This is a genomic window from Variovorax sp. Root411, from assembly GCF_001425205.1.
In the GTDB taxonomy this organism is placed as follows: Bacteria; Pseudomonadota; Gammaproteobacteria; order Burkholderiales; family Burkholderiaceae_C; genus Variovorax.
Genome location: NZ_LMDW01000002.1, coordinates 229945 through 252700, shown reverse-complemented (window position 1 = coordinate 252700; position 22756 = coordinate 229945). Strand labels below are relative to the sequence as shown.

Below are 22756 nucleotides of genomic sequence, written 5' to 3'. Positions count from 1 at the left end.
TTCAGGCGCCGTGGCCCGCGCCGGGCCGGCCGGTCGTCAGTTCCTCGGCGAACCCGGAGCGCTCCAGCACCTCGAGCGGCTGCGGCTGCAGCGACTCGATGCGCAGCAGCCCGTCGCGCGCCAATACCGCCCGGTGCAACTGCCGCAGCGCATCGACGCCCGTGGCATCGATGTAGATCAGGTGCGTGGCGTCCAGCACCAGCGTCATGCCGCGCGGCGCGCGCTCGGCGGCGTTCACCGTCTCGTCCAGCTTCGCGGCCGCACCGAAGAACATCGCGCCGTAGAGGCGGTAGGTGATCACCGGCGGCTGCAGCGTTACCAGCTCGACGCCGAACAGCCCGCTCATGCGCCGGATGAAGAGGGCGCAGGCCAGCACGATGCCCGCCTGCACCGCCACCGTCAGGTCGAACACCACGGTGAGGAAGAAAGTGCCGAGCATCAGCAGCCGGTAGTGCCGGCTGAAATGCCGCAGCTGGGTGGGCGTGAACTCGCGCCATTCGCCCATGTTCAGGCCCACGAACACCAGGATGCCTGCCAGCACCGCGAGCGGTACGTGGCGCGCCAGCGGCGCGGCCAGCAACACCACGACGAGCAGCGTGAGCGCATGCACGATGCCCGCGATCGGCGAGGTGCCGCCCGAGCGGATGTTCGTCACGGTGCGCGCAATGGTGCCGGTCGCCGGCATGCCGCCGAAGAACGGCGTGACGACGTTCGCGATGCCCTGCGCCATCAGCTCCTGGTTGGGGTCGTGGCGCGGCTGGCCGCTGAGCTGGTCCGACACACGCGCGCACAGCAGCGACTCGATGGCGCCGAGCAGCGCGATGGTCAGCGTGGGCGTCACGAGCTGCTTGACCGTTTCCCACGAGAAATCGGGCAGCGCGAAGCCCGGCACGCCTTCGGGAATGCCGCCGAAGCGCGTGCCGATGGTTTCGACCGGCAACGCGAAACCCCATGACACCAGCGTGAGCGTGACCAGCGCCACGATGGGCCCTGGCATGCGCGCACCCACCTGCACGGCGCGCGTGCGCGCCACCCGGCCCGCGATGCGCAGCACCACTGTGCCTACCTTCGAGTCGCCGCTCAGCAGCAGCGGCCACAGCAGCAGCCCGCCCAAGCACGCCAACCCGAGCGCGAAGGCATAGGGGTTGAAGGTACCGATCTGCAGCGCCATCGCGTGGAGCTGCGAGAACACGTCGGCCGGCATCTTTGCCACCGTCAGCCCGAGCAGGTCTTTCAATTGCGACAGCAGGATCAGCACCGCGATGCCGTTGGTGAAACCCACCACGATCGACAGCGGCACGAAGCGCACCAGCCGCCCGAGCCCGAACAGCCCCGCCATGAACAACAGCACGCCTGCGCAGGCGGTCGAGATCAGCAGGTTCGCCACGCCGTAGCGCTCGACGATGCCGTAGACGATCACGATGAACGCCCCCGCCGGCCCGCCGATCTGCACCGCCGAGCCGCCCAGCAGCGAGATCAGGAAGCCCGCGATGATCGCCGTCCAGATGCCCGCCTCGGGCTTCAGCCCCGAGGCGATGGCGAAGGCCATGGCCAGAGGCAGCGCCACGATGCCGACGGTCGCACCGGCGCCCAGGTCCTTGAGGAAGCGCTCCCGGTTGTAGTCCGCCAGCGCGTTGAGGAGGCGGGGGCGAAAACGCGTGATGTTCAGCGGTGACTGCATGTGGCGCCCATTGTGACCCCCGCGCCTCTTGCCGGGCTTGTCGCGCCGCCGTTCAGTCGCTGTCGGGAATCACCGCATCGGCCGCGGCGCCGACGGCCTTGCCGGTGATGCGCGCGGTGCCGATGGCCGCGTCGGCTGCAAGGCCCACCGCGCCGGCGCCCACGCTCACTGCGGTGCTCGCCACCGACACCACGGCGCAGCCGCTCAACAGGGCGGAAAGCGGGAGAAGCAGAAGGGCGCGATGCAGCAGCGTGGCCATGGCGATGTCCTTTGCGATCAGCGAACCCGCATGCCCGGCGTTGCGCCCGGCCACGGTTCCAGCACGTGGATGCCCGGATGGGCCTTCTCGTCGCCGTGGCTCGCGGCCAGCACCATGCCTTCGCTGATGCCGAACTTCATCTTGCGCGGCGCGAGGTTGGCGACCAGCACCGTGAGCTTGCCCACGAGCTGCTCGGGCTGGTAGGCCGAGGCGATGCCGCTGAACACGTTGCGCGTCTTTCCCTCGCCCGCGTCGAGCGTCAGGCGCAGCAGCTTGGTCGAGCCTTCGACCTTCTCGCAGGCCACGATCTTCGCGATGCGCAGGTCGATCTTCGCGAAGTCGTCGATGGTGATGGTGGGCGCGATGGCTTCACCGCCCGGCAGTGCGCCTTCCGAGGAGGCGGCGGCGGCCGGTGCGGGTTCGGGCGCGTCGAACAGCTTGTCGACCACCTTGGCGTCGGCGCGCTGCATCAAGTGCTTGTACTCGCCGATGGCGTGGCCCGCCGGCAGCGACTGCGCGGCGTCCGTCCAGATCAGCGGCGAGATCTTCAGGAAGGCTTCGACGTTCACAGCGAGCGCCGGCAGCACCGGCTTCAGGTACAGCGTGAGCAGGCGGAAAGCCTCGATGCAGACCGTGCACACGTCGTGCAGCCGTGCCTCGGCGCCTTCCTTCTTGGCCAGCTCCCAGGGCTTGTTCTGGTCGACGTACTCGTTCACCTTGTCGGCCAGCGCCATCACCTCGCGCAGGGCGCGGGCGTAGTCGCGGCCGTCGTACAGCGAATGCAGTTGCGAAGCTGCGTCGCGCAGTGCAAACAGCAGTGCGTCGCCATCGGCCGACACTTCGCCCAGCTGGCCGCCGAAGCGCTTGCCGATGAAGCCGGCCGCGCGGCTCGCGATGTTGATGTACTTGCCCACGAGGTCGCTGTTGACGCGCGCGACGAAGTCCTCGGGGTTGAAGTCGATGTCCTCGTTGCGGCCGTTGAGCTTGGCCGCGATGTAGTAGCGCAGCCATTCGGGGTCCAGGCCGATCGACAGGTACTTGAGCGGGTCGATGCCGGTGCCGCGGCTCTTGCTCATCTTCTCGCCGCTCACCGTGAGGTGGCCGTGCACGTACACGGCGTCGGGCGCCTTGCGGCCGCTGAAGTGCAGCATCGCGGGCCAGAACAGCGTGTGGAAGGTGATGATGTCCTTGCCGATGAAGTGCACCTGCTCGAGGTCGGGGTCGGCCATGTACTCGGTGTACGAGATGCCGTCGCCGCCGAGCTCGATGCAGCGCTTGTCGAGAAGGTTCTTGAGCGATGCCAGGTAGCCCACGGGCGCGTCCAGCCACACGTAGAAGTACTTGCCCGGCGCATCGGGGATCTCGATGCCGAAGTAGGGCGCGTCGCGGCTGATGTCCCAGTCGCCGAGTCCGCCCTTGCCTTCGTCGTCCTTGTAGAGCCACTCGCGGATCTTGTTCTGCACTTCGCTCTGCACGTGGCCGGCAGCGGCAGTCCATTCCTTCAGGTAGGCCTCGCAGCGCGGGTCCGACAGTTTGAAGAAGAAGTGGTCGGAGCTGCGCAGCTCGGGCTTGGCGCCCGACAGTGCCGAGTAGGGGTTGATCAACTCGGTGGGCGCGTAAACGGCGCCGCACACCTCGCAGTTGTCGCCGTACTGGTCCTTCGAATGGCAGTTGGGGCACTCGCCCTTGATGAAGCGGTCGGCCAGGAACATGCCTTTTTCGGGGTCGTAGAACTGCTCGACGCTCTTGGTCTCGATGAGACCGTTGGCGCGCAGGTCGCGGTAGATGTCCTGCGCGAGCTGGTGGTTCTCGGGCGCGTCGGTCGAGTGCCAGTTGTCGAACGAGATGAAGTAGCCGTCGAGGTAGGGCTTGCGGCCCGCGGCGATCTCGGCCACGAAGGCCTGCGGCGTCACGCCGGCCTTGTCGGCGGCAATGGTGATGGCTGCGCCGTGTGCGTCGTCGGCGCAGACGAAGTTGACCTCGGCGCCGTTCATTCGCTGGTTCCGCACCCAGATGTCGGCCTGGATGTATTCCATCATGTGGCCGATGTGGAACTTGCCGTTGGCATAGGGCAGGGCGGTGGTGACGAAGAGCTTGCGCGGGGCGGACATCAGAGGGGCGCTTTCGGGAGTGGCGGGCTGGCGGAACCGGACATTTTAGGTGGCGGCGTCCGTCCCCGGGTTTGGTGGACGTATGCTTCGGCCCCCGATACAGAAAGCGAGACGCAGCCGATGACCACCCCTTCCATTCCCGCAACTCTGATTCCCGGCGATGGCATCGGCCCCGAAATCGTCGACGCCACGCTGGCCGCGCTCGATGCGCTGAAGGCTCCCTTCACGTGGGACACCCAGATCGCCGGCCTCGGCGGCGTCAAGGCTTCGGGCGATCCGCTGCCGCAGGCCACGCTCGACAGCATCCGCCGCACCCGCCTTGCCCTGAAGGGCCCGCTGGAGACGCCTTCGGGCGGCGGCTACCGCTCGTCGAACGTGCGGCTGCGCGAGGAGTTCCAGCTGTACGCCAACCTGCGCCCGGCGCGCACCATCATTCCCGGCGGCCGCTTCGACAAGATCGACCTCGTGGTCGTGCGCGAGAACCTCGAAGGCCTCTACATCGGCCATGAGCACTACGTGCCCATCGACGGCGACCCGCACGCCGTGGCCATGGCCACCGGCATCAACACCCGCCAGGGCAGCCGCCGCCTGCTCGAATACGCCTTCGACACCGCCGTGGCAACGGGCCGCAAGAAGGTCACGATCGTGCACAAGGCCAACATCATGAAGGCGCTCACGGGCATCTTCCTGGAGACCGGCCTCGACCTCTACGAGAAGAAGTACAAGGGCAAGTTCGAGCTCGACACGGTCATCATCGACGCCTGCGCGATGAAGCTGGTGCTCAATCCCTGGCAGTTCGACATGCTGGTCACCACCAACCTGTTCGGCGACATCCTGTCCGACCTCGTGGCGGGCCTGGTCGGCGGCCTGGGCATGGCGCCCGGCGCCAACATCGGCACCGACGCGGCCATCTTCGAGGCCGTGCACGGCTCCGCGCCCGACATCGCCGGCAAGGGCATCGCCAACCCGACCGCGCTGCTGCTGGCCGCCGCGCTGATGCTCGACCACGTGAAGCTGCCCGAGCTGGCCACGCGCCTGCGCAAGGCCATCGACGAGACGCTGAACATCGACAAGGTGCGCACGGGCGACCTGGGCGGTACGGCGGGCACGGCGGCGTTCACGACGGCGCTGGTCAGCCGCATCAACGGCGCTTGAGCGGCGCAGGGCTCGCAGGCGCTGTATGAAACGGCTTCTGCTGCTCCTGGCGGCCCTGCTGTTTGCAGGCCTCGCGGCGGCCGACCCGGGCTTCACCGTGGTGAAGGTCGACCTGCGCACCGAGCGGCTCGAGCTGTTCCTGCGCGACGACGCGGGCGTGCCGTTCAAGCGCTTCGACCGGCTCGATGCCTGGCTGAAGGAGCGCCACCGGCAACTGGACTTCGCGGTGAACGCCGGCATGTACCACGAGGACTTTTCCCCGGTCGGCCTGCTGGTGCGCGACGGCCGCGAAGAAGCGCCGCTCAACCTGGCCGAAGGAGTAGGCAACTTCTTCCTCAAGCCCAACGGCGTGTTCTTCGTCTCGCACGCGGGGCCGCGCGTGGTCGAGTCGTCGGAATATCCGGCGCTGGCCAAGGGCGTGCGCCTCGCGACGCAGTCGGGTCCGCTGCTGCTGCGCCATGGGGTCGTGCACCCCGCCTTCATTCCCCATTCCGATTCGCGCAAGATCCGCAACGGCGTCGGCGTGATCGGCCACACGGCCATCTTCGTCATCAGCGAAAAGCCGGTGAATTTCCACGAGTTCGCGCTCTACTTCCGCGACGTGCTCCACTGTCGCGATGCGCTGTACCTCGACGGCACGGTCTCGGCCCTGCATTCGGCAACGCTGCACCGGAGCGACTTCGTGCGGGAGCTGGGGCCTATCCTCGGCATTGCGTCGCCTTGAGTGCGGTTGCCGCCCTCGCGTTTTCACCATTGATCCTTGCCTGAGCCATGTCCACCCCATCGCTGCCCGTCCTGTCCCTCCTCGAAACTCGCGTGCTCGGCGTGCTCGCCGAAAAGCAGCGCACCGTGCCCGACAGCTACCCGCTCACGCTCAACTCGCTGGTGTCGGGCTGCAACCAGAAGACCAGCCGCAACCCAGTGCTCGAACTCGCCGAGTCGCAGGTGCAGGCCGCCATCGACAGCCTGAAGGGCTACAGCCTCGTCGCGGAAACCAGCGGCGGGCGCGCCTTCCGCTACGAGCACAACGTCGATCGCGTGCTGCGCATCCCGTCGCAGTCGGTCATCCTGCTCACCGTGCTGATGCTGCGCGGACCGCAGACGGCGGGCGAGCTGCGCATTGCCTGCGACCGCATGCACAACTTCGCCGATATCTCGTCGGTCGAAGGCTTTCTCGAAGAACTCGCGGAGCGTCCTGCCGGTGCGCTGGTGGTGAAGCTGGCACGCCTTCCCGGCGCACGGGAAAGCCGCTGGGCGCATTTGCTGAGCGGTGCGCCGGCGGAAGAGGTGGCGGGGCCGGCGTCCGATGCGTCATATGCCGGGCACGATGTGTCGCTCGGCGAGGTCGCGGCCCTGAAGGCCAACGTGGCGCGGCTCGAGGCCGAGCTTGCATCGCTGAAGGTGCTGGTGGGACGGGTGTGTTCGGAGCTGGGGATTTCCGACGCGGGCTGAACATGTCCGCGCACAGGACGGATGGCGGTACTCAGCTCGTGGTGACCGCATCCCACCCGAAGAACCTAAGCACCTCCTCGCGCTGCCGCATCGCATCCGCCCGCCCGAGCGCCATCAGCTCGCGCGTGTACGCCGACTCGAACAGCAGGTAGCTCGCGAGCGCGCCGCCCTTCACGTCGGCCGCGACCTTCGAGCCGCCCAGCAGGTGCCGCACCGCGCCGGGCAGGGCGTCGACGTGGCGCGCCGCGATCACGTCGAGGCGTTCTGACGGCGAGATCACCAGCAGGTCGAGCGGTCGCAGCGTGCTCGCCGCACGGGCCTCTTCGGGAACCAGCCCCAACGTGTGGTTGATGCGGCGCAGCCGCTCGATGTCCACGGCCAGCGCGTCGAGAAAGATGCTCGACAGCGCATGGCCCGCGATCTGCGCCATCGTCGGATAGCCGCTGTGGGTGTTGGGCGCATCGGTGTCGCGCGGCTCGTGCATGCGGCCTGCGCCGATCACCACGATGCGCTGCGCACCGAGGTGGATCGCCGCCGCGATGGGCGCCGACTGGCGCATCGACCCGTCGCCGAAGTATTCGGTATGGCCCTGCATCGGCAGGGCCGTGGCCGGAAACACGAACGGAATGGCCGACGACGCCAGCAGGTGCGTGTGCGTGATGCGGTCGCGCACCGACAGGCGCTGCGAGCGCACCCACGGCTCCATCGGCACGGCGGCCTCGAAGAAGGTGACGTGCTCGCCCGAGCTGTAGCTCGATGCGGTCACGGCCAGTGCCTGCAGGTGGCCGTCCTTCATGAGCTGCGGCAGCCGCTCGAGCGGCACCATGCGCTGCAGAAGCTCGGCCAGCGGCGCGTTGTCGAGCAGCGACTTCGGCTTGATGCGCATCCAGTTGGCCGCGAAGCGCCCGAACCCGAGCAGCATGCGCCAGCGCGTGCCGCTGCCGATCACCGAGAGCGAATCGGCGCGGTACACCTGCTCGGCGCGGAACCGGCTCCAGACCTCGGCGATGCGCGCCACCGCGTGGTCGAAGTCGTCGGCGCCGCAGGCCAGTGCGGCCGCGTTGATGGCGCCGGCCGAGGTGCCGGTGATGACGTGAAAGGGGTTGCCGATTCCGGTGGCCGCCGGTCCCGCCGCGCGGCGGATTTCGGCAATGGCTTCGAGTACGCCGACCTGGTAGGCGGCCCGGGCGCCACCCCCGGTGAGCAGGAGGCCGGTGGCGGGGCTTGTCTCTGTCATTTTGTCGTTGCCATGAGCCATTGAAAGAAGACCTGGATTCCCCGTTTTCTCGCGGAATACCGCGGAACCGGCTTTACCGGGGCGCTGGTGTTGCCCCCGGTAGGGGGCGGGAGAAGCGACACGAAGTGCGCGAAGCCTGGGGGCGAGCCACTAGACTACCGGCCATTCAGGAGTTTGATCAATGGCACTCACCCCAGAAGGGCTCATGGACGCGCTCAAGGCCGTCGCGGACCCTAACACCGGCAAGGAATTCGCGGCGAGCCGGTCGCTCAAGAACCTGCAGATAGCGGAGGGCGACGTCTCGTTCGACCTCGAACTCGGCTATCCGGCGAAGAGCCAGCACGCGGCCATCCGCAAGGCGCTGGTGGCGGCTGCCAAGGCGGTGCCGGGCGTGGAGAACGTGTCGGTCAACATCGTCACCAAGGTCATCAGCCATGCGGTGCAGCGCGGCGTGCAGCTGATGCCCAACGTCAAGAACATCATCGCGGTGGCTTCGGGCAAGGGCGGCGTGGGCAAGAGCACCACGGCCGCCAACCTGGCGCTTGCGCTGGCCTCCGAGGGCGCCACGGTCGGCCTGCTCGACGCCGACATCTACGGCCCGAGCCAGCCCATGATGATGGGCATCGAAGGCCGCCCCGAAAGCGCCGACGGCAAGACCATGGAGCCCATGGAGCGCCACGGTGTGCAGGTGATGTCCATCGGCTTCTTGGTCGACCCCGACCAGGCCATGGTCTGGCGCGGCCCGATGGCCACGCAGGCGCTGGAGCAGCTGCTGCGCCAGACCAACTGGAAAGACCTCGACTACCTGATCGTCGACATGCCCCCGGGCACCGGCGACATCCAGCTCACGCTGAGCCAGCGCGTACCGATGACCGGCGCGGTGATCGTCACCACGCCGCAGGACATCGCGCTGCTCGACGCGAAGAAGGGCATCAAGATGTTCGAGAAGGTCGGCGTGCCGATCCTCGGCATCGTCGAGAACATGGCGGTGCACATCTGCTCGAACTGCGGCCATGCGGAGCACATCTTCGGCGCGGACGGCGGCAGGAAGATGGCGGCCGAGTACCAGATGGAATACCTCGGCGCGCTGCCGCTGGACATCAAGATCCGCCTGCAGGCCGACAGCGGCGCGCCTACGGTGGTGTCCGATCCGGAAGGCGACGTGGCCGGCATCTACAAGGCGGTTGCACGCCGCGTGGCCGTGGGCATCGCCGAGAAGGCGAAGGATTTTTCCTCCAAGTTTCCGACGATCTCGATCAGCAAGAACACCTGAGGGATGAAGCCGTGCATTTCGAGTCGTCGGGAGGTGCGTTGTTCGGGGCGCGATCACGCCGACGGGGTACCTTGCTCCGCGAATGCCCTTCGCCCTTCGGGCTCCCCCTTTATTTCGCTGCGCAAGGCACCCCATCGGCGTGATCGATCAGAGCAGTCGTCCTCGTGCGCAGGGCGTCGGGTGACTCACGCAGCGAAATAAAGGAGGAGCGAAGCGGGGGACATTCGCGGAGGGAGTTACCCGATGGCCTGCGCACGCACCCCGGACAAGAGCCTCAGAAACACAAGCACCCCACGACACAATACGCGCCGGAGCCGCAGGCATGAACCTGCTCGCCTCGATGCGCTATCTGGTGGCGCTCAACGAGCACAAGCACTTCGGCCGTGCCGCGCAGGCCTGCCACATCACGCAGCCGGCGCTGTCGAACGCGCTGCGTGCGCTCGAAACCGAGTTCGGCGTGGTCATCGTCAAGCGCGCGCGCGTCTATGTCGGCCTCACACACGAAGGCGAGCGCGTGCTGGCCACGGCGCAGCGCATGCTGCGCGACAACGAAGTGCTGCTGCAGGAGCTGCGCAGCGACGTGGACAACCCGCGCGGGCGCCTGCGCATGGCCGCGGTGCCCACCGCCATTCCGATGCTCTCGCGCTTCGCCGCCATGCTGAACCAGCGGCATCCGGGCATCCTGCCGGTCGTGCTGTCGATGAGCTCGCAGGAACTGGAGACGGGGCTCGAAAGCCTGTCGATCGACCTCGCGCTCGGCTACACGGAGCGCATGCACCTGCCGGGCATCAAGCTCACGGCCTGGCCGCAGAGCGTCGAGCACTACTTCCTGCTGCGGCGCGCCGAAACGCCCTCGGTGAACGAACTGCGCATCGGCCAGCCCATCACCTGGGCCGAGGCCGGCAAGCTGCCGCTGTGCCTGCTCACGACCGACATGCACAACCGCGCCATCATGGACCAGGCGCTGCGCGAGGCGGGAGTGCCGGTGGCACCCGCCATCGAGACCAACTCCGTGCTTGCGCTCGCGCTGGCCGTGAGCGCGGGCACGGTCAGCAGCGTGCTGCCCGGCGCCATGGTCGCGGCCGTGCGCAGCCACCGCGAGCTGGAGGCGCTGCCGCTGGTGGCGCCCGAAGTGCTCACGCCGATTGGCTTCATGACGCAGGACGGCGTGCGCTCCTCGCGCGCGCTCGAAGCCGCGCTCGCCTTCCTGCAAACCCCCGAGTGGCGTGAGCAGGTGCGCCTGCACAGCGGGACGCTCGGCGACTGAGCACGGGCCGGGCATTTAGTTATTGAATCGGCCGATGCGCCGAACGAATTTGACGGAACGTGAAACGTTCTGACACACTCCGCGGCCCGGATCAAACACAAGAGTTACAAATCCGGCCAACTAGGAGAAATATGGCAGGCTCAACTGCAGGCGTTCTCGATGGAGATCGCATCGTTGGAGGAGGGGCGCAACCGCAACCCGGCTTCCTGGAAAAAGAACGCATCATCGCGGGGCCCGGCTTCAACCGCTGGCTGGTACCCCCGGCCGCACTGGCCATTCACCTGTGCATCGGCATGGCCTATGGCTTCTCGGTGTTCTGGCTGCCGCTGTCGAAGGCGCTCGGCATTGCGGGGACCGGCGCCCAGGCCTGCGCCAGGGACATGAGCTTCTTCGCCGAGCTGTTCGCCACGAACTGCGACTGGCGCGTGGCCACGCTCGGCTGGATGTACACGCTGTTCTTCGTCTTCCTCGGCTGCTCGGCGGCCCTGTGGGGCGGCTGGCTCGAGCGCGCCGGTCCTCGCAAGGCCGGCGTGGTGTCGGCGCTGTGCTGGTGCGGCGGCATGCTGCTGTCGGCACTGGGCATCCACCTGCACCAGTTCTGGCTGATGATCCTCGGCTCGGGCGTGATCGGCGGCATCGGCCTGGGGCTGGGCTACATCTCGCCGGTGAGCACGCTGATCAAGTGGTTCCCCGATCGCCGCGGCATGGCGACCGGCATGGCCATCATGGGCTTCGGCGGCGGCGCGATGATCGGCTCGCCGCTGGCGGTCGACCTCATGAAGCGCTTCAGCACCGCCACCGACGTGGGCGTGATGCAGACCTTCGTCGTGATGGCGCTCGGCTACTTCGTCTTCATGATGGCCGGCGCGCTGGGCTACCGCGTGCCGCCTTCGGGCTGGAAGCCCGAAGGCTGGACGCCGCCCCCGGCGCAGACCAGCAACGCCATGATCACGCAGCGCCACGTGCACGTGAAGAAGGTCTGGGGCATTCCGCAGTTCTGGCTCGTGTGGCTGGTGCTGTGCATGAACGTGAGCGCCGGCATCGGCGTGATCGGCATGGCCTCGCCGATGCTGCAGGAAGTGTTCGGCGGCGGGCTGATCGACCTGCCAGCCAAGTACGGCCAGCTCGACAAGACGCAACTCGCGGCCATCGCGGTGGTGGCGGGCGGCTTCACGGCGCTGCTGTCGCTGTTCAACATCGGCGGGCGCTTCGTGTGGGCCAGCCTGTCGGACAAGCTGGGCCGCAAACTCACCTACACGGTGTTCTTCGTGCTCGGCGGCATCCTGTACGCGAGCATTCCCTCGTCGGCCGGCGCGGGCAGCAAGCTGCTGTTCGTGGGCGCCTGCTGCGTGATCGTGTCGATGTACGGCGGCGGCTTCGCCACGGTGCCGGCCTACCTCGCCGACCTGTTCGGCACGCAGTTCGTGGGCGCCATCCATGGCCGCCTGCTCACCGCGTGGGCCACGGCCGGCATCCTCGGCCCGGTGGTGGTGAACTACATGCGCGAGTACCAGCTGGGCCTGGGCCTGCCGCGCGAGCAGGTCTACAACCAGACCATGTACATCCTCGTGGGCATGCTGGTGATCGGCTTCATCGCCAACCTGCTGGTGCGCCCGGTGGCCGAAAAGCACTTCATGACCGACGCCGAACTGGCCGTGGAGAAGAAGCTGGCGCACGAAAAAGCCTCTGCGGCCGAAGTGGGCAGCGGCTCTGGCCGCGCCGACACGGTGAGCCCTGCGGTTGTGGCGCTGGCGTGGGTGGCAGTGGGTATTCCGCTGGCCTGGGGCGTCTACAAAACGCTCGTGAGCGCGGCGAAGTTCTTCCACTAGGAACGCTTCCCCGTGGCTTCGCGAAGGGGGCCGAGCCTTGCAGCATGGTTTACCCTTCGCGCCAGATGAAATCCAAAGTCCAGTTCCGTCTGCGCGTCTACCGGGACGACGCCATCGCCATCGGCCCCGGCAAGATCGCCGTGCTCGAAGCGGTGGCCGAGACCGGTTCGATCTCGGCGGCGGCCCGCCTGCTGGGCATGTCGTACCGCAGGGCCTGGATGCTGATCGACGAGATGAACCAGGCACTGGTCTCGCCCGCCGTGAACACCGCGGCCGGCGGCTCGCGCGGCGGCGGCACTGCGCTCACGCCGGTGGGCGAGGAAGTCGTCAGGCATTACCGCGCCATCGAAAACGCGGCGAAGCTGGCCACGGCTGCGGACATCCGTGCGCTGACGCGGCTGCTGGTCCCGTAACGTTATATCGATCGGTATATGGGGCAGCTCACGCCGTGCATCTTCGCGGTGAGGCAGCGTTCGTCGTGCAACAATTCCGCCGTATCCCAATGAATACGACGAACGCCCTCATCGCCTCGACCGACTGGTCGCCCCTGGCACTGTCGCTCAAGGTCGCCGCGGTCGCGACCGTGCTGGCGCTGATTGCGGGCGTGGCGCTGGGCTGGGTGTTCGCGCGCAAGAAATTCTTTGGTCGCACCGTGCTCGAGGCCGTGTTCATGCTGCCGCTGGTGTTGCCACCCACGGTGATCGGCTACGCCATCCTCGTGGCGGCCGGGCGCCGCAGCCCGCTGGGCGCGTGGCTGCGCGAGCACCTCGACTACACCATCATCTTCAGTTGGCACGGTGCCGTGGTGGCATCGGCCGTGGTGGCGCTGCCGCTGGTGCTCAAGTCGGCCAGCGCGGCATTCTCGGGTGTGGACCGTTCGCTCGAAGCCGCGGCCAGCACGCTGCGGCAGTCGCCGTTCTCGGTTTTCGTGCGCGTCACGCTGCCGCTGGCGTGGCCCGGCATCCTGGCCGGCACGCTGCTCGCGTTCGCACGCGCCATGGGTGAGTTCGGCGCATCGCTGATGGTGGCCGGCTCCATTCCCAAGCAGACCCAGACGCTGTCGATGGCCATCTACGACGCTGTGCAGGCCGGTCACGACGACCTCGCGCTGCTGCTGGTCGTTGTGACCTCGCTGCTGTCGATCACCGTGCTGGTGCTGTCGAGCCGCTTCTTCTCGCTTCGCTGATTTCGTCTCCATCATTCCGGAGTTGTCCATGCGCCCGTTCCACCTTCTGTCGCTGGCTCTCGCACTCGCCCTGCCGCTGGCTGCCGGCGCGCAGCAGATCACCGTGTCCGCCGCCGCGAGCCTGACCGACGCGTTCAAGGAAATCGGCCCGAGGTTCGAGGCTGCCAGGCCCGGGGCCGTGGTGCGCTTCAATTTCGCCGCCTCGGGCGTGCTGCTGCAGCAGATCGTCCAGGGCGCGCCGGTCGACGTGTTCGCCAGCGCCGACCAGGAAACGATGAATCGCGGCGCCGAGCAGAAGGCCATCGATGTCGCCACGCGCAAGGACTTCGTCACCAACAGCCTCGTGCTCATCGAGCCCGCCAAGGAGGGCGTGGGCGTCAAGACGCTGCAAGACCTGGGCGGCGCGAGTGTCAAGAAGATCGCCATCGGCAAGGTCGCCACCGTGCCGGTCGGCCGCTACACCAGGCAGGTGCTCGACAGCGCCAAGCTCTGGACCACGCTCGAACCCAAGTTCGTGCAGGCCGACAGCGTGCGCCAGGTGCTCGACTACGTGAGCCGCGGTGAGGTCGAGGCTGGTTTCGTCTACCGCACCGATGCGGCGGTGGCCGGCGACAAGGTGAAGATCGCCTTCACGCCCACCGGCCACGCGCCTGTGACGTACCCTATCGCTGTGGTTTCGGAGAGCAAACAGAAAGCGCTGGCCGGCGACTTCATCGCCTTTCTTTCGACGCCCGCCGCGCAGGAAGTGCTCGCGCGCTATGGGTTCGGGAAGCCGTGACTCCTGAGATGAGATCCTGTTGTTTGCTCCGCGAATGTCCCCCGCTTCGCTCCTCCTTTATTTCGCTGCGCAAGGCACCCCGCCGTCGTGATCGTTCAGAGCACTTGTCGATCGGCCGCGAATCAGCAGCGTGCCCTCGTGCACAGGGCATCGGGTGCTCCCCGCAGCGAAATAAAGGAGGAGCGAAGCGGGGGACATTCGCGGAGGGGAGTACCCGGTGGCCTGCGCACGCACCCCGAAACCAACCGCGCGTCACGCCCCAGAACGCCGGAGCAGCAAGGATGATCGATGTCGACCTGAAGCTCACGGTAGCCGACGGCCGCCGACGCTTCGATCTGGCCGTGCGTTTCGCGACCGACGTGCCTTTCGCCGCGCTCTACGGCCCCTCGGGTGCAGGCAAGTCTCTGACCCTGCAGGCCATTGCCGGCCTGCTGCATCCCAGCGCCGGCCATGTGCGGCTCGACGGCCGCACGCTGTACGACGCGGCCCAGGGCATCGACGTGCCTGCTTCGGCGCGGCGCATCGGCTACCTGTTCCAGCACTACGCACTGTTCCCGCACCTGAGCGTGCGCGAGAACGTGGGCTTCGGGCTGACCGCATGGCATCGTCGCAAGCCGGCTGCGAAAGACGCCGAGCGCGTGCAGGCCCTGCTCGAAAGCTTCGGCCTCGCCGCACTGGCCGACAGCCGGCCGCAGAACCTCTCGGGCGGGCAGCAGCAGCGCGTGGCCCTCGCGCGCGCGCTGGCCTGCGAGCCGCAGGTGCTGCTGCTCGACGAACCTTTCGCCGCGCTCAACCCCATGCTGCGCGCCGAGTTGCGCAATGAGCTTGCGCTGGTGCGCAGGCAATGGGGCATTCCGGTGCTGATGATCACGCACGACATCGAGGACGTGCTCGCGCTGGCTGACGTGGCCTTTGTCTACAAGGATGGGCAGGTGGTGCGCGAGATCGACCTGCACACGGCTGAAAGCCGCGACTTCGCGCTGCGCGAGATTGCCGGCGTGCAGGCCGTCGAGGAGACGCCCTTGCGTAGCAAGCTGCGCGGCCTGTTGACGCAGGACACACGAGGGGTTTGAGATCTCCTTCATTTCCTTTTTGAATCGCCGCATGTCCCGATTCAATTTGACGCTCTGAAGGCCCACGGCGAACACTCGCTGCCATGAGCAGTGAGCAGAAGATCGAGTTTTACAAGGGCCCCGCGGGCGGTTGGGGCGCATTGCGCAGCGTGACCAATGCGCTGCTGCGGCAGGACATTCCCATCAAGGGCGCGAAGACGCTGCTCTCGGCCAACCAGCCCGACGGTTTCGACTGCCCCGGCTGTGCCTGGCCCGACCGAAACCACGCCTCCACGTTCGAGTTCTGCGAGAACGGCGTCAAGGCCGTGGCCGCCGAAGCCACCGCGCGGCGTGCCGGCCCGGAACTCTTTGCAAAGCACACCGTGGCGCAACTGGCCGAGCAGAGCGATTTCTGGCTCGAAGACCAGGGCCGCCTCACGCACCCCATGGCCTACGACGCGGCCAGCGACAAGTACGTGCCCATCGAATGGGACGACGCGTTCGCGCGCATCGCGAAGCACCTGAACGCGCTGCCCGACCCGAACCAGGCCATCTTCTACACCTCGGGCCGCGCGAGCAACGAGGCCGCCTTTCTCTATCAGCTGTTCGTGCGCGAGTACGGCACCAACAATTTTCCCGACTGCTCGAACATGTGCCACGAGCCCAGCGGCAGCGGCATGCGCCCGCAGTTCGGCGTGGGCAAGGGCACGGTCACGCTCGATGACTTCGAGAAGGCCGACGCGATCTTCATCTTCGGCCAGAACCCCGGCACCAACCATCCGCGCATGCTCGGCGAGCTGCGCGCGGCCTCGAAGCGCGGCGCTCGCATCGTGAGCTTCAACCCGCTGCGTGAGCGCGGGCTGGAGCGTTTTGCCGATCCGCAAGACAAGCTGGAGATGGCGACCATGGGCTCCACCCCCATCAGCACGCACTACTTCCAGCTGCGCGTGGGCGGCGACTTCGCAGCCGTCAAGGGGATGATGAAGCACGTCATCGAGCGCGAGGACGAAGCCGTGGTGCGCGGCGAGCCTCCGATGCTCGACCATGAATTCATCGCGGCCCACACCACTGGCTTCGAGGCGCTGGCGGCCGACCTGCGTGCCGAGTCGTGGGACATCCTGGTACAGGAGTCGGGCCTGAGCGAGGCGCAAATCCGCGCCGCGGCCGACGTGTACCTGGGCGCCAGGCGGGTCATCGCCTGCTGGGGCATGGGCATCACGCAGCACCAGCATTCGGTGGCCACCATCCAGATGATCGGCAACTGGCTCATGCTGTGCGGCCACATGGGGCGCGAAGGCGCGGGCGCCTGTCCGGTGCGCGGCCACAGCAACGTGCAGGGCGACCGCACCATGGGCATCTGGGAAAAGCCGCCTGCCGCGCTGCTTGATCGGCTGCAGCAGGTGTTCGGTTTCGAGCCGCCGCGCCGCAATGGCGTCGACACGGTCGAGGCCATACAGCTCATGCTCGAGGGCAAGGGCAAGGTGTTCTTCGCGCTCGGCGGCAACTTCGCGGCGGCCACGCCCGACACCTACCAGACCTGGAAGGGCCTGCAGAAGTGCGACCTCACAGTGCACGTGACCACCAAGCTCAACCGCAGCCACGTGATCCACGGGCGCGAGGCGCTGATCCTGCCGTGCCTGGGGCGCACCGAGATCGACATGCAGGCCGGCGGCCCTCAGGGCGTGACGGTGGAAGACTCGATGAGCATGGTGCACATCTCGATGGGCATCAATCCGCCCGCGTCGGAGCAGCTGCTGTCCGAACCCGCCATCGTGGCGCGGCTCGCGGCCGCCACCCTCGGCGCACGCAGCAAGACGCCGTGGCTGTCGCTGATCGAAGACTACGCGCGCATCCGCGACAAGATCGAAGCCGTGTTCGACGACTTCAAGGATTTCAACGCGCGTGTCGCGCGCCCCGGGGGCTTCCGCCTGCGCAACACCGCGAGCGAGCGCGTGTGGAACACCGCGTCGAAGAAGGCCGTGTTCTTCACGCACGCCGTGCCGCTGGACACCCATTCGCACCGCGCCCGCGCGCGCTTCGCGAAGAAGGGCGACACCATCGTCTTCACTCTGCTGACCACGCGTTCGCACGACCAGTACAACACCACCATCTACGGCATGGACGACCGCTACCGCGGCGTGTTCGGCCAGCGCCGCGTGGTCTTCATCAACGCCGAGGACATCCGGGCGCTGGGCATGAAGGATGGCGACTGGGTCGATCTGCAGACGGTGTGGAACGACGGCCAGGAGCGCCGTGCCGACCGCTTCAGGCTGGTCGCCTACGACATCCCGCGCGGCAACCTCGCGGCGTACTACCCCGAGACGAACCCACTGGTGCCGCTGTCGTCGGTGGCCGAGAACGCGGGTACGCCGACTTCCAAGTCCATTCCCGTGGTGCTGGTGCCGCACGAACTGCCGATCCAGAAGCTGGCGGAGGACGAGGCCGCTGCGGAGGTGGTCGAATGAGCGCATTGCTCGAAGACAGCCTGTCCGTGGCGATCCTGCGCATGCTCGCGCAGGCGCCGGACGACACGGGCGTCTCGCTGCCGCGCCTGGGCAAGCGGCTCGGGCAGGGCGCGAGCGTGCTGATGCGCAGGCTCACGCTGATGGGCGATGCGGCCATTGGCGGCGTGCGCGGCCCCGGCTGGGTGCGGGTGGTGCAGCACGACGACCGCTGGGTGGCACACCTCCAGGCGCCCGGACGGGCCCAGGTGCAAACGCTGCCGCCCCTTGCGGACGAAAACCGCGACTGAGCAGACAATGGCAGGCCCGCCCGGAGCCACCATGTCGAAGCCAGACCTCGCCGATCCCGAAGACACCCTGCCGCCGCTCTCGCGGCATGCCGTGCATGTCTTCGGCGAGCGCGGCATTGCGTCCGAAGGCGTGGTGCGCGACGACACGCTGGCGGCCGAAGTGCCGGTGGCGCTGGTGTTCAACGGCGTCTCGCACGCGGTGATGATGGCCACCCCGCAAGACCTCGAAGCCTTCGCGCTCGGCTTCGCGCTGAGCGAAGGCATTCTCGACACCGCCACCGATTGCCGCGGCATCGAGGTGCGCACGGTCGATGCCACCGAAGCGGGCCTGCCCGAAGGCATGCCCGGCATCGAGGTGCAGCTCGAGATTTCCACGCGCAGCTTCGAGCGCCTGAAAGACCGTCGCCGCAGCCTCGCGGGCCGCACCGGCTGCGGCGTGTGCGGCGTCGAGAGCTTCGCGGGGCTCGACCTCACGCCGCAGCGCGTGCCGCAGCGCGACTGGATCGAGCGCATCGATCTGGCCACCGTGCTGCGCGCCTTCGCCGCCATGCCGCCGCGCCAGGTCCTCAACGCCGAAGCTGGCGCGATCCACGCCGCCGCATGGGCCACGGTCGATGGCGAACTCACCGACCTGATGGAAGACGTCGGCCGCCACAACGCGCTCGACAAGCTGCTCGGCGAGCTCGCGCTGGCGGGCCGTCTCGAAGAGCCGGGCTTCGTGCTGATGTCCAGCCGCGGCAGCCACGAACTGGTGCGCAAATGCGCGCGCCTCGGCATTGCGGCGATGGCGACCATCTCGGCACCGACCTCGATGGGCGTGCACATGGCCGAGCTCAGCGGCCTGCGTTTCTGGGGACTGTGCCGCGCGCCGCGCGGTGTGCTCTATGCCGATGGACTCGCGGGTTCGCCGAGCGCCAGCACTGCATCGGCCACCGCCTCGATACCCTGATCCGACAGGTCGGGCGCCGCCACGCTCTGGCGCTGCGCCCAGGCGCGGAAGTGCAGCTCCTGCGACTTCTGGTAGTGCGGGTCGTAGTGCAGCGCCATCAGTTCCGCGAACAGGTGCGGCAGGTCGGCCTCGTGCGCCCATTGCTGCCAGCGCGCCACCGTCTCCTTGCCCTGCAGTTCCTTCAGCACGCCGAGCTTGCCGGCCAGCGCGTTGCGGTCGTCGCCCAGGTAGGCGTAGTCGCGCAGCAGGTAGGCCAGCCGCGCCTCGGGCGTGGCGGACACCTCGATGCACGGCGCCGCGCGCATCCGGGCCACCAGCGACAACGGCAGCGACAGCCGCCCGATGCGGATGCTCTCGCCCTCGACGTACAGCGGGCGTGACAGGTCGATGGTTTCGAGCACGGCCGCGATGCGCGTCTCGAAATGCTTTTGCGAGGGCTGCGGCACGCCCGGCAGCGAACCCAGCAGCGAGCCCTTGTGGCTGGCGAAATCTTCGAGGTCGAGCACCTGCGCACCGCGCGCGGCCAGCGCATGCAGCACGCGGGTCTTGGCGCTGCCGGTGGCGCCGCAGATCACGCGCAGGTCGAGCTTGGGCGTCAGCGAATCGATCTGCGTGATCACATGCCGGCGAAAGCTCTTGTAGCCGCCCGCGAGTTGCTGCGCATCCCAGCCGACGAGACGAAGCCAGGTGACCATCGAGCCGCTGCGCATGCCGCCGCGCCAGCAGTAGACCAGCGGTTTCCAGTTCTCGGGCCGGTCGGCCAGCGTGTCGCGCAGGTGCCTGGCGATGTTGGCAGCGACCATCGCGCCGCCGATGCGCCGCGCCTCGAAGGCTCCGGTCTGCACATAGACCGTGCCAACGATGTGGCGCTCCTCGTCGTCGAGCACGGGGCAGTTGATGGCGCCGGGAATGTGGTCGAGCGCGAACTCGGCCGGCGAGCGGGCGTCGATCAGCGTGTCGAAGGCGTGGCGGTCGGCGACTCGTACGGGCTGGCGGTGACTCATGGCTGGAACCTCATGGCGTCGATTGTCGGTCTTGCTTGTTCAGGGCACGTGCACAGGGCACCGGGTACTCCCCTCCGCGAATGTCCCCTGCTTCGCTCCTCCTTTATTTCGCTGCGGGGAGCACCCGGTGCCCTGTGCACGATGGACGCCGCCGTTGTGCTGGCCGATCAACCAGTGCTCTGATCGATCGCGCCGATGGGGTGCCTTGCGCAGCGAAATAAAGGAGGAGCGAAGCGGGGGACATTCGCGGAGCAAGGCACCCCGTCGGCGTGATCGCACCTCTGAGGCCGGGAGCGCATCAAGCGTAAGCAGGCCCCAGCCCCTTGCGCAACCGAGCGCTGGCAAAGTCGACAAAGGTGACCAGCACGAACATCGCGATCAGCACCGTCATCGCTTGCTGCTGCTGGAAGATCGACAGGTGGAAGTACAGCAGCTGCCCCAGCCCGCCACCGCCCACGAAGCCCAGCACGGCCGCCATGCGGATGTTCATCTCCCAGCGGTAGAGCGTGTAGGCGACCCATTGCGGCAGCACGATGGGCAGGCTGGCGTAACTGAAGGCGGTGACCGCGTTGGCGCCCGAGAGCGTCAGCGCGTGCTCGGGCTCGCGCGGGGCGTTTTCCAATGCCTCGGCGAACAGGCGGCCCAGCACGCCGGTGGTATGCAGCGACAGGGCCAGCGCGCCTGCGAACGGGCCGATGCCGGCAGCCAGCACCATCAGCGCGGCCCACACGAGTTCGGGCACGCTGCGCAGGAAGTTCAGGACGAAGCGCGCCACGTGGCGTGGCAGCCAGCCGGTGCGGCCCGATGCAGGCAGCGCAAGCACTGCACCCGCAACGGCCGCCAGCACCGTGCCGAGGGCCGAAACGGCCAGCGTCTGCAAGGCACCGTTGCCTACCTTGGCGAGGAAGTCCGGCGAGAGGTCAGGCGGGAAGAACTCGGCGATGAACTTGCCCATGAGCCGAAGCGACTCCGACGAGCCGAGCGCGCGGTAGTCGATGCCCAGGTAGACGAAGCTCGCGGCCACCGCTGCGCCGATCAGCAGCAGCGCGATGCGGCAGCGCCAGCACGGCGGCGGGCGCGGGGGCAGCGGCGTGGTCATGCCAGCAGCCTCCGCAGTGCATTGCTCAGCAGGTCTGCCAGCAGCACCAGCGCGAGGAACACCAGCAGGATGCTGCTGGCCTCGCCGCCGTTGAGCATCTTCATCGACTGGTCCATCAGCTGGCCGAGGCCGCCGGCGCCGACGAAGCCCATCACCACCGAGGCGCGCACCGCGCATTCCCATCGGTAGACGGTGTACGAAGCCAGTTCCTGCGCCGTGTTCGGCAGCAGGCCGTAGCACAGCGCCGTGACCCGGCCGCTGCCGCTTTCGAGCAGGGCGCGCGCGGGGCGCGTGTCGGTCGATTCGAGGATCTCGGCGTAGACCTTGCCCAGCATGCCGCCGTAGGTGATGGCCAGCGCCAGCACGCCCGAGGCGGGGCCGAGCCCGAGCGCGCGCACGAACAGCAGCGCCCAGACGATCTCCGGAATGGCGCGCAGCACCATCAGTAGCCAGCGCGCGGCCTGCCGCACGATGCCCGCCTGCACGCGGCCGGGCCCGGGGCCGATGCGCGAGATGGACAGTGCGCGCGTTGTCACGAAGCCGAGCGGCGCGCCGATCAGCAGCGCCAGTGCGGTGCCGGCCGTGGCCATGGCCAGCGTTTCGAGCGTGGCCTTGAAGAGCATCGCGAGGAATGCAGGCGAGCCCTCGGGCGGAAAGAAGCCCGCCAGGAAACCGCCGATGACGGCGAGGTTGCCGCTGCCGAACAGCGCCCACGGCTTGAACTCCGACAGCGCCAGCATCGGCCACGCGATGGCGAGCGCGGCGATCCACCCGGCCAGCCGGCGTGCCGCATGCGGGTCGCGCTGCGCGATGGCGTTCGAGCTCAAGGGCAGTCCGGCCGGTGGAAGGCCGCCTCCATCGCAGCGCCCGCCGGCAGCGGCCGCTGCGTGGCGATGCCGCCTTCGCTCGCATACAGCGCGTCGAGCATCGCAGCCGTGACTTCCGCGGCAGGCAGGTCGAACGTCACCTGCCCGTTGCGCATGCCGACGATGCGCGGGAACCAGCGCAGCGCCAGGTCCACCGCATGCAGCGAGGCCACCAGCGTGGCGCCTGTCGATCCGCTTTGCGCAACGAGCTGGCCGACGGCGGCATCGGCCAGCGTGGGGTCGAGCGCGGATACGGGCTCGTCGGCCAGCAGCAGGGCGGGGCGCTGGTACAGGGCGCGCGCGATGCCGACGCGCTGCAGCTGGCCGCCCGAGAGGCGGTCGCAGCGGTCGAACAGGCGGTCTTCCATGGCCAGCCGCGACAGCGCTTCGTGCGCGCCGGCGATGTCCGACGGATAGAACAGCGAGCCCAGCGCGCGCAATGAGGACCATTCGCCGAGCCGGCCCGCAAGCACGGCGGTGACCACGCGCAGGCGTGGCGCGATCGGTGGCGCCTGGTGCACGGTGCCGATGCGGGCGCGCAGCTTCTTCAGTGCTGCGGCCGGCAACTGCCAGGGCTGTGCGCCCAATGCCTGCACTGCGCCCTCCGTGGGCCGCAGCGCAGCGCCGAGCACGCGCAGCAGCGTGGTCTTGCCGGCGCCCGAAGGGCCGATGACGGCGATGCGTTCGCCGTCCTGCGCGGCGAGCGTCACTCTGGCCAGCGCGCGCTGTCCGCTGGCGTGGACCACGCCGATGGCATCGAGGGAGAAGCTCACGCTGCGGGGCTTTCGGGGGGCGACTCCCCCTGG

21 protein-coding genes are annotated in these 22756 nt (G+C 68.1%); 13 read left to right on the top strand and 8 right to left on the bottom strand.

Annotated elements, in window-relative coordinates:
* Position 1: 1 nt before the first annotated feature.
* From ASC92_RS07265 to metG, 3 genes are read right to left on the bottom strand one after another with little or no spacing between them, the layout of a single operon-like run.
* Positions 2–1681 (bottom strand): SulP family inorganic anion transporter, encoded by a 1680-nt coding sequence (locus tag ASC92_RS07265; protein WP_056512500.1) that lies wholly within the window; start codon positions 1679–1681, stop codon positions 2–4.
* 52 nt (positions 1682–1733) lie between these two features.
* Entirely contained in the window at positions 1734–1940 is a 207-nt protein-coding gene (locus tag ASC92_RS07260) for a hypothetical protein (RefSeq protein WP_082519519.1), read from the bottom strand.
* A 17-nt stretch (positions 1941–1957) separates the two neighbouring features.
* Positions 1958–4051 (bottom strand): methionine--tRNA ligase, encoded by a 2094-nt coding sequence (gene metG / locus ASC92_RS07255; RefSeq protein ID WP_056512497.1) that lies wholly within the window; start codon positions 4049–4051, stop codon positions 1958–1960.
* 120 nt (positions 4052–4171) lie between these two features.
* Here metG and ASC92_RS07250 point away from each other — a divergent pair, with 120 nt between their 5' ends.
* The 3 genes from ASC92_RS07250 to ASC92_RS07240 are packed head-to-tail and all read left to right on the top strand — an operon-like array spanning position 4172 to position 6658.
* Positions 4172–5206 (top strand): isocitrate/isopropylmalate dehydrogenase family protein, encoded by a 1035-nt coding sequence (locus ASC92_RS07250; RefSeq protein WP_056512495.1) that lies wholly within the window; start codon positions 4172–4174, stop codon positions 5204–5206.
* Positions 5207–5231: 25 nt separating this feature from the next.
* Positions 5232–5930 (top strand): phosphodiester glycosidase family protein, encoded by a 699-nt coding sequence (locus ASC92_RS07245; protein ID WP_056512492.1) that lies wholly within the window; start codon positions 5232–5234, stop codon positions 5928–5930.
* A 47-nt stretch (positions 5931–5977) separates the two neighbouring features.
* Positions 5978–6658 carry a YceH family protein gene (locus ASC92_RS07240; RefSeq protein ID WP_056512489.1) on the top strand — a complete coding sequence of 227 codons (681 nt, stop codon included), beginning with the start codon at positions 5978–5980 and terminating at the stop codon, positions 6656–6658.
* A gap of 31 nt (positions 6659–6689) precedes the next feature.
* On the opposite strand, the gene ASC92_RS07235 is transcribed toward ASC92_RS07240, so the two are convergent.
* On the bottom strand, positions 6690–7895 hold the full coding sequence (locus ASC92_RS07235; RefSeq protein ID WP_056512486.1) for a patatin-like phospholipase family protein: 1206 nt from the start codon (positions 7893–7895) through the stop codon (positions 6690–6692).
* A gap of 181 nt (positions 7896–8076) precedes the next feature.
* Between ASC92_RS07235 and apbC the strand changes: the two genes are divergently transcribed.
* The 10 genes from apbC to fdhD all read left to right on the top strand — a co-directional run bounded on the left by apbC (position 8077) and on the right by fdhD (position 18981).
* Positions 8077–9168 (top strand): iron-sulfur cluster carrier protein ApbC, encoded by a 1092-nt coding sequence (gene apbC, locus ASC92_RS07230; protein WP_056512482.1) that lies wholly within the window; start codon positions 8077–8079, stop codon positions 9166–9168.
* Positions 9169–9490: 322 nt separating this feature from the next.
* Positions 9491–10435: a LysR substrate-binding domain-containing protein gene (locus ASC92_RS07225; RefSeq protein WP_056512480.1), complete on the top strand. Its 945-nt coding sequence runs from the start codon at positions 9491–9493 to the stop codon at positions 10433–10435.
* A 131-nt stretch (positions 10436–10566) separates the two neighbouring features.
* A complete protein-coding gene (locus ASC92_RS07220) occupies positions 10567–12264 on the top strand; it encodes an OFA family MFS transporter (protein WP_056512478.1) in 1698 nt (565 codons plus the stop codon).
* 65 nt (positions 12265–12329) lie between these two features.
* Positions 12330–12677 carry a winged helix-turn-helix domain-containing protein gene (locus tag ASC92_RS07215; RefSeq protein ID WP_056512846.1) on the top strand — a complete coding sequence of 116 codons (348 nt, stop codon included), beginning with the start codon at positions 12330–12332 and terminating at the stop codon, positions 12675–12677.
* Positions 12678–12766: 89 nt separating this feature from the next.
* Positions 12767–13450, top strand: a complete 684-nt coding sequence (gene modB, locus ASC92_RS07210) for a molybdate ABC transporter permease subunit (protein ID WP_056512475.1) — start codon at positions 12767–12769, stop codon at positions 13448–13450.
* A 28-nt stretch (positions 13451–13478) separates the two neighbouring features.
* Positions 13479–14228, top strand: coding sequence for a molybdate ABC transporter substrate-binding protein (gene modA, locus ASC92_RS07205; protein WP_056512472.1), 750 nt, complete (start codon positions 13479–13481; stop codon positions 14226–14228).
* 281 nt (positions 14229–14509) lie between these two features.
* Entirely contained in the window at positions 14510–15301 is a 792-nt protein-coding gene (locus tag ASC92_RS07200) for an ABC transporter ATP-binding protein (protein ID WP_056512470.1), read from the top strand.
* An 83-nt stretch (positions 15302–15384) separates the two neighbouring features.
* On the top strand, positions 15385–17745 hold the full coding sequence (locus ASC92_RS07195) for an FdhF/YdeP family oxidoreductase (RefSeq protein ID WP_056512466.1): 2361 nt from the start codon (positions 15385–15387) through the stop codon (positions 17743–17745).
* Positions 17742–18032, top strand: a complete 291-nt coding sequence (locus ASC92_RS07190) for a hypothetical protein (protein ID WP_056512464.1) — start codon at positions 17742–17744, stop codon at positions 18030–18032. The genes ASC92_RS07195 and ASC92_RS07190 overlap by 4 nt, the downstream gene beginning before the upstream one ends.
* Positions 18033–18063: 31 nt before the next feature.
* A complete protein-coding gene (fdhD, locus tag ASC92_RS07185) occupies positions 18064–18981 on the top strand; it encodes a formate dehydrogenase accessory sulfurtransferase FdhD (RefSeq protein ID WP_157609002.1) in 918 nt (305 codons plus the stop codon).
* On the opposite strand, the gene mnmH is transcribed toward fdhD, so the two are convergent.
* The 4 genes from mnmH to ASC92_RS07165 form a co-directional block, all read right to left on the bottom strand.
* Entirely contained in the window at positions 18915–19985 is a 1071-nt protein-coding gene (mnmH, locus tag ASC92_RS07180; RefSeq protein ID WP_056512460.1) for a tRNA 2-selenouridine(34) synthase MnmH, read from the bottom strand. The genes fdhD and mnmH overlap by 67 nt on opposite strands.
* A 298-nt stretch (positions 19986–20283) precedes the next feature.
* On the bottom strand, positions 20284–21084 hold the full coding sequence (phnE, locus tag ASC92_RS07175; protein ID WP_056512457.1) for a phosphonate ABC transporter, permease protein PhnE: 801 nt from the start codon (positions 21082–21084) through the stop codon (positions 20284–20286).
* Positions 21081–21911, bottom strand: a complete 831-nt coding sequence (locus tag ASC92_RS07170; RefSeq protein WP_056512456.1) for a PhnE/PtxC family ABC transporter permease — start codon at positions 21909–21911, stop codon at positions 21081–21083. The genes phnE and ASC92_RS07170 overlap by 4 nt, the downstream gene beginning before the upstream one ends.
* Positions 21908–22723 carry a phosphonate ABC transporter ATP-binding protein gene (locus tag ASC92_RS07165; protein ID WP_056512452.1) on the bottom strand — a complete coding sequence of 272 codons (816 nt, stop codon included), beginning with the start codon at positions 22721–22723 and terminating at the stop codon, positions 21908–21910. Before ASC92_RS07165 ends, ASC92_RS07170 begins: the two co-directional genes overlap by 4 nt.
* Between the last annotated feature and the right edge of the window lie 33 nt (positions 22724–22756).

What these genes read in the sequence shown, in the direction of transcription:
- ASC92_RS07265 (WP_056512500.1), bottom strand. Translation starts at nt 1,681, where the DNA reads ATGCAGTCACCGCTGAACATCACGCGTTTTCGCCCCCGCCTCCTCAAC.
- ASC92_RS07260 (WP_082519519.1), bottom strand. Translation starts at nt 1,940, where the DNA reads ATGGCCACGCTGCTGCATCGCGCCCTTCTGCTTCTCCCGCTTTCCGCC.
- metG (WP_056512497.1), bottom strand. Translation starts at nt 4,051, where the DNA reads ATGTCCGCCCCGCGCAAGCTCTTCGTCACCACCGCCCTGCCCTATGCC.
- ASC92_RS07250 (WP_056512495.1), top strand. Translation starts at nt 4,172, where the DNA reads ATGACCACCCCTTCCATTCCCGCAACTCTGATTCCCGGCGATGGCATC.
- ASC92_RS07245 (WP_056512492.1), top strand. Translation starts at nt 5,232, where the DNA reads ATGAAACGGCTTCTGCTGCTCCTGGCGGCCCTGCTGTTTGCAGGCCTC.
- ASC92_RS07240 (WP_056512489.1), top strand. Translation starts at nt 5,978, where the DNA reads ATGTCCACCCCATCGCTGCCCGTCCTGTCCCTCCTCGAAACTCGCGTG.
- ASC92_RS07235 (WP_056512486.1), bottom strand. Translation starts at nt 7,895, where the DNA reads ATGACAGAGACAAGCCCCGCCACCGGCCTCCTGCTCACCGGGGGTGGC.
- apbC (WP_056512482.1), top strand. Translation starts at nt 8,077, where the DNA reads ATGGCACTCACCCCAGAAGGGCTCATGGACGCGCTCAAGGCCGTCGCG.
- ASC92_RS07225 (WP_056512480.1), top strand. Translation starts at nt 9,491, where the DNA reads ATGAACCTGCTCGCCTCGATGCGCTATCTGGTGGCGCTCAACGAGCAC.
- ASC92_RS07220 (WP_056512478.1), top strand. Translation starts at nt 10,567, where the DNA reads ATGGCAGGCTCAACTGCAGGCGTTCTCGATGGAGATCGCATCGTTGGA.
- ASC92_RS07215 (WP_056512846.1), top strand. Translation starts at nt 12,330, where the DNA reads ATGAAATCCAAAGTCCAGTTCCGTCTGCGCGTCTACCGGGACGACGCC.
- modB (WP_056512475.1), top strand. Translation starts at nt 12,767, where the DNA reads ATGAATACGACGAACGCCCTCATCGCCTCGACCGACTGGTCGCCCCTG.
- modA (WP_056512472.1), top strand. Translation starts at nt 13,479, where the DNA reads ATGCGCCCGTTCCACCTTCTGTCGCTGGCTCTCGCACTCGCCCTGCCG.
- ASC92_RS07200 (WP_056512470.1), top strand. Translation starts at nt 14,510, where the DNA reads ATGATCGATGTCGACCTGAAGCTCACGGTAGCCGACGGCCGCCGACGC.
- ASC92_RS07195 (WP_056512466.1), top strand. Translation starts at nt 15,385, where the DNA reads ATGAGCAGTGAGCAGAAGATCGAGTTTTACAAGGGCCCCGCGGGCGGT.
- ASC92_RS07190 (WP_056512464.1), top strand. Translation starts at nt 17,742, where the DNA reads ATGAGCGCATTGCTCGAAGACAGCCTGTCCGTGGCGATCCTGCGCATG.
- fdhD (WP_157609002.1), top strand. Translation starts at nt 18,064, where the DNA reads ATGTCGAAGCCAGACCTCGCCGATCCCGAAGACACCCTGCCGCCGCTC.
- mnmH (WP_056512460.1), bottom strand. Translation starts at nt 19,985, where the DNA reads ATGAGTCACCGCCAGCCCGTACGAGTCGCCGACCGCCACGCCTTCGAC.
- phnE (WP_056512457.1), bottom strand. Translation starts at nt 21,084, where the DNA reads ATGACCACGCCGCTGCCCCCGCGCCCGCCGCCGTGCTGGCGCTGCCGC.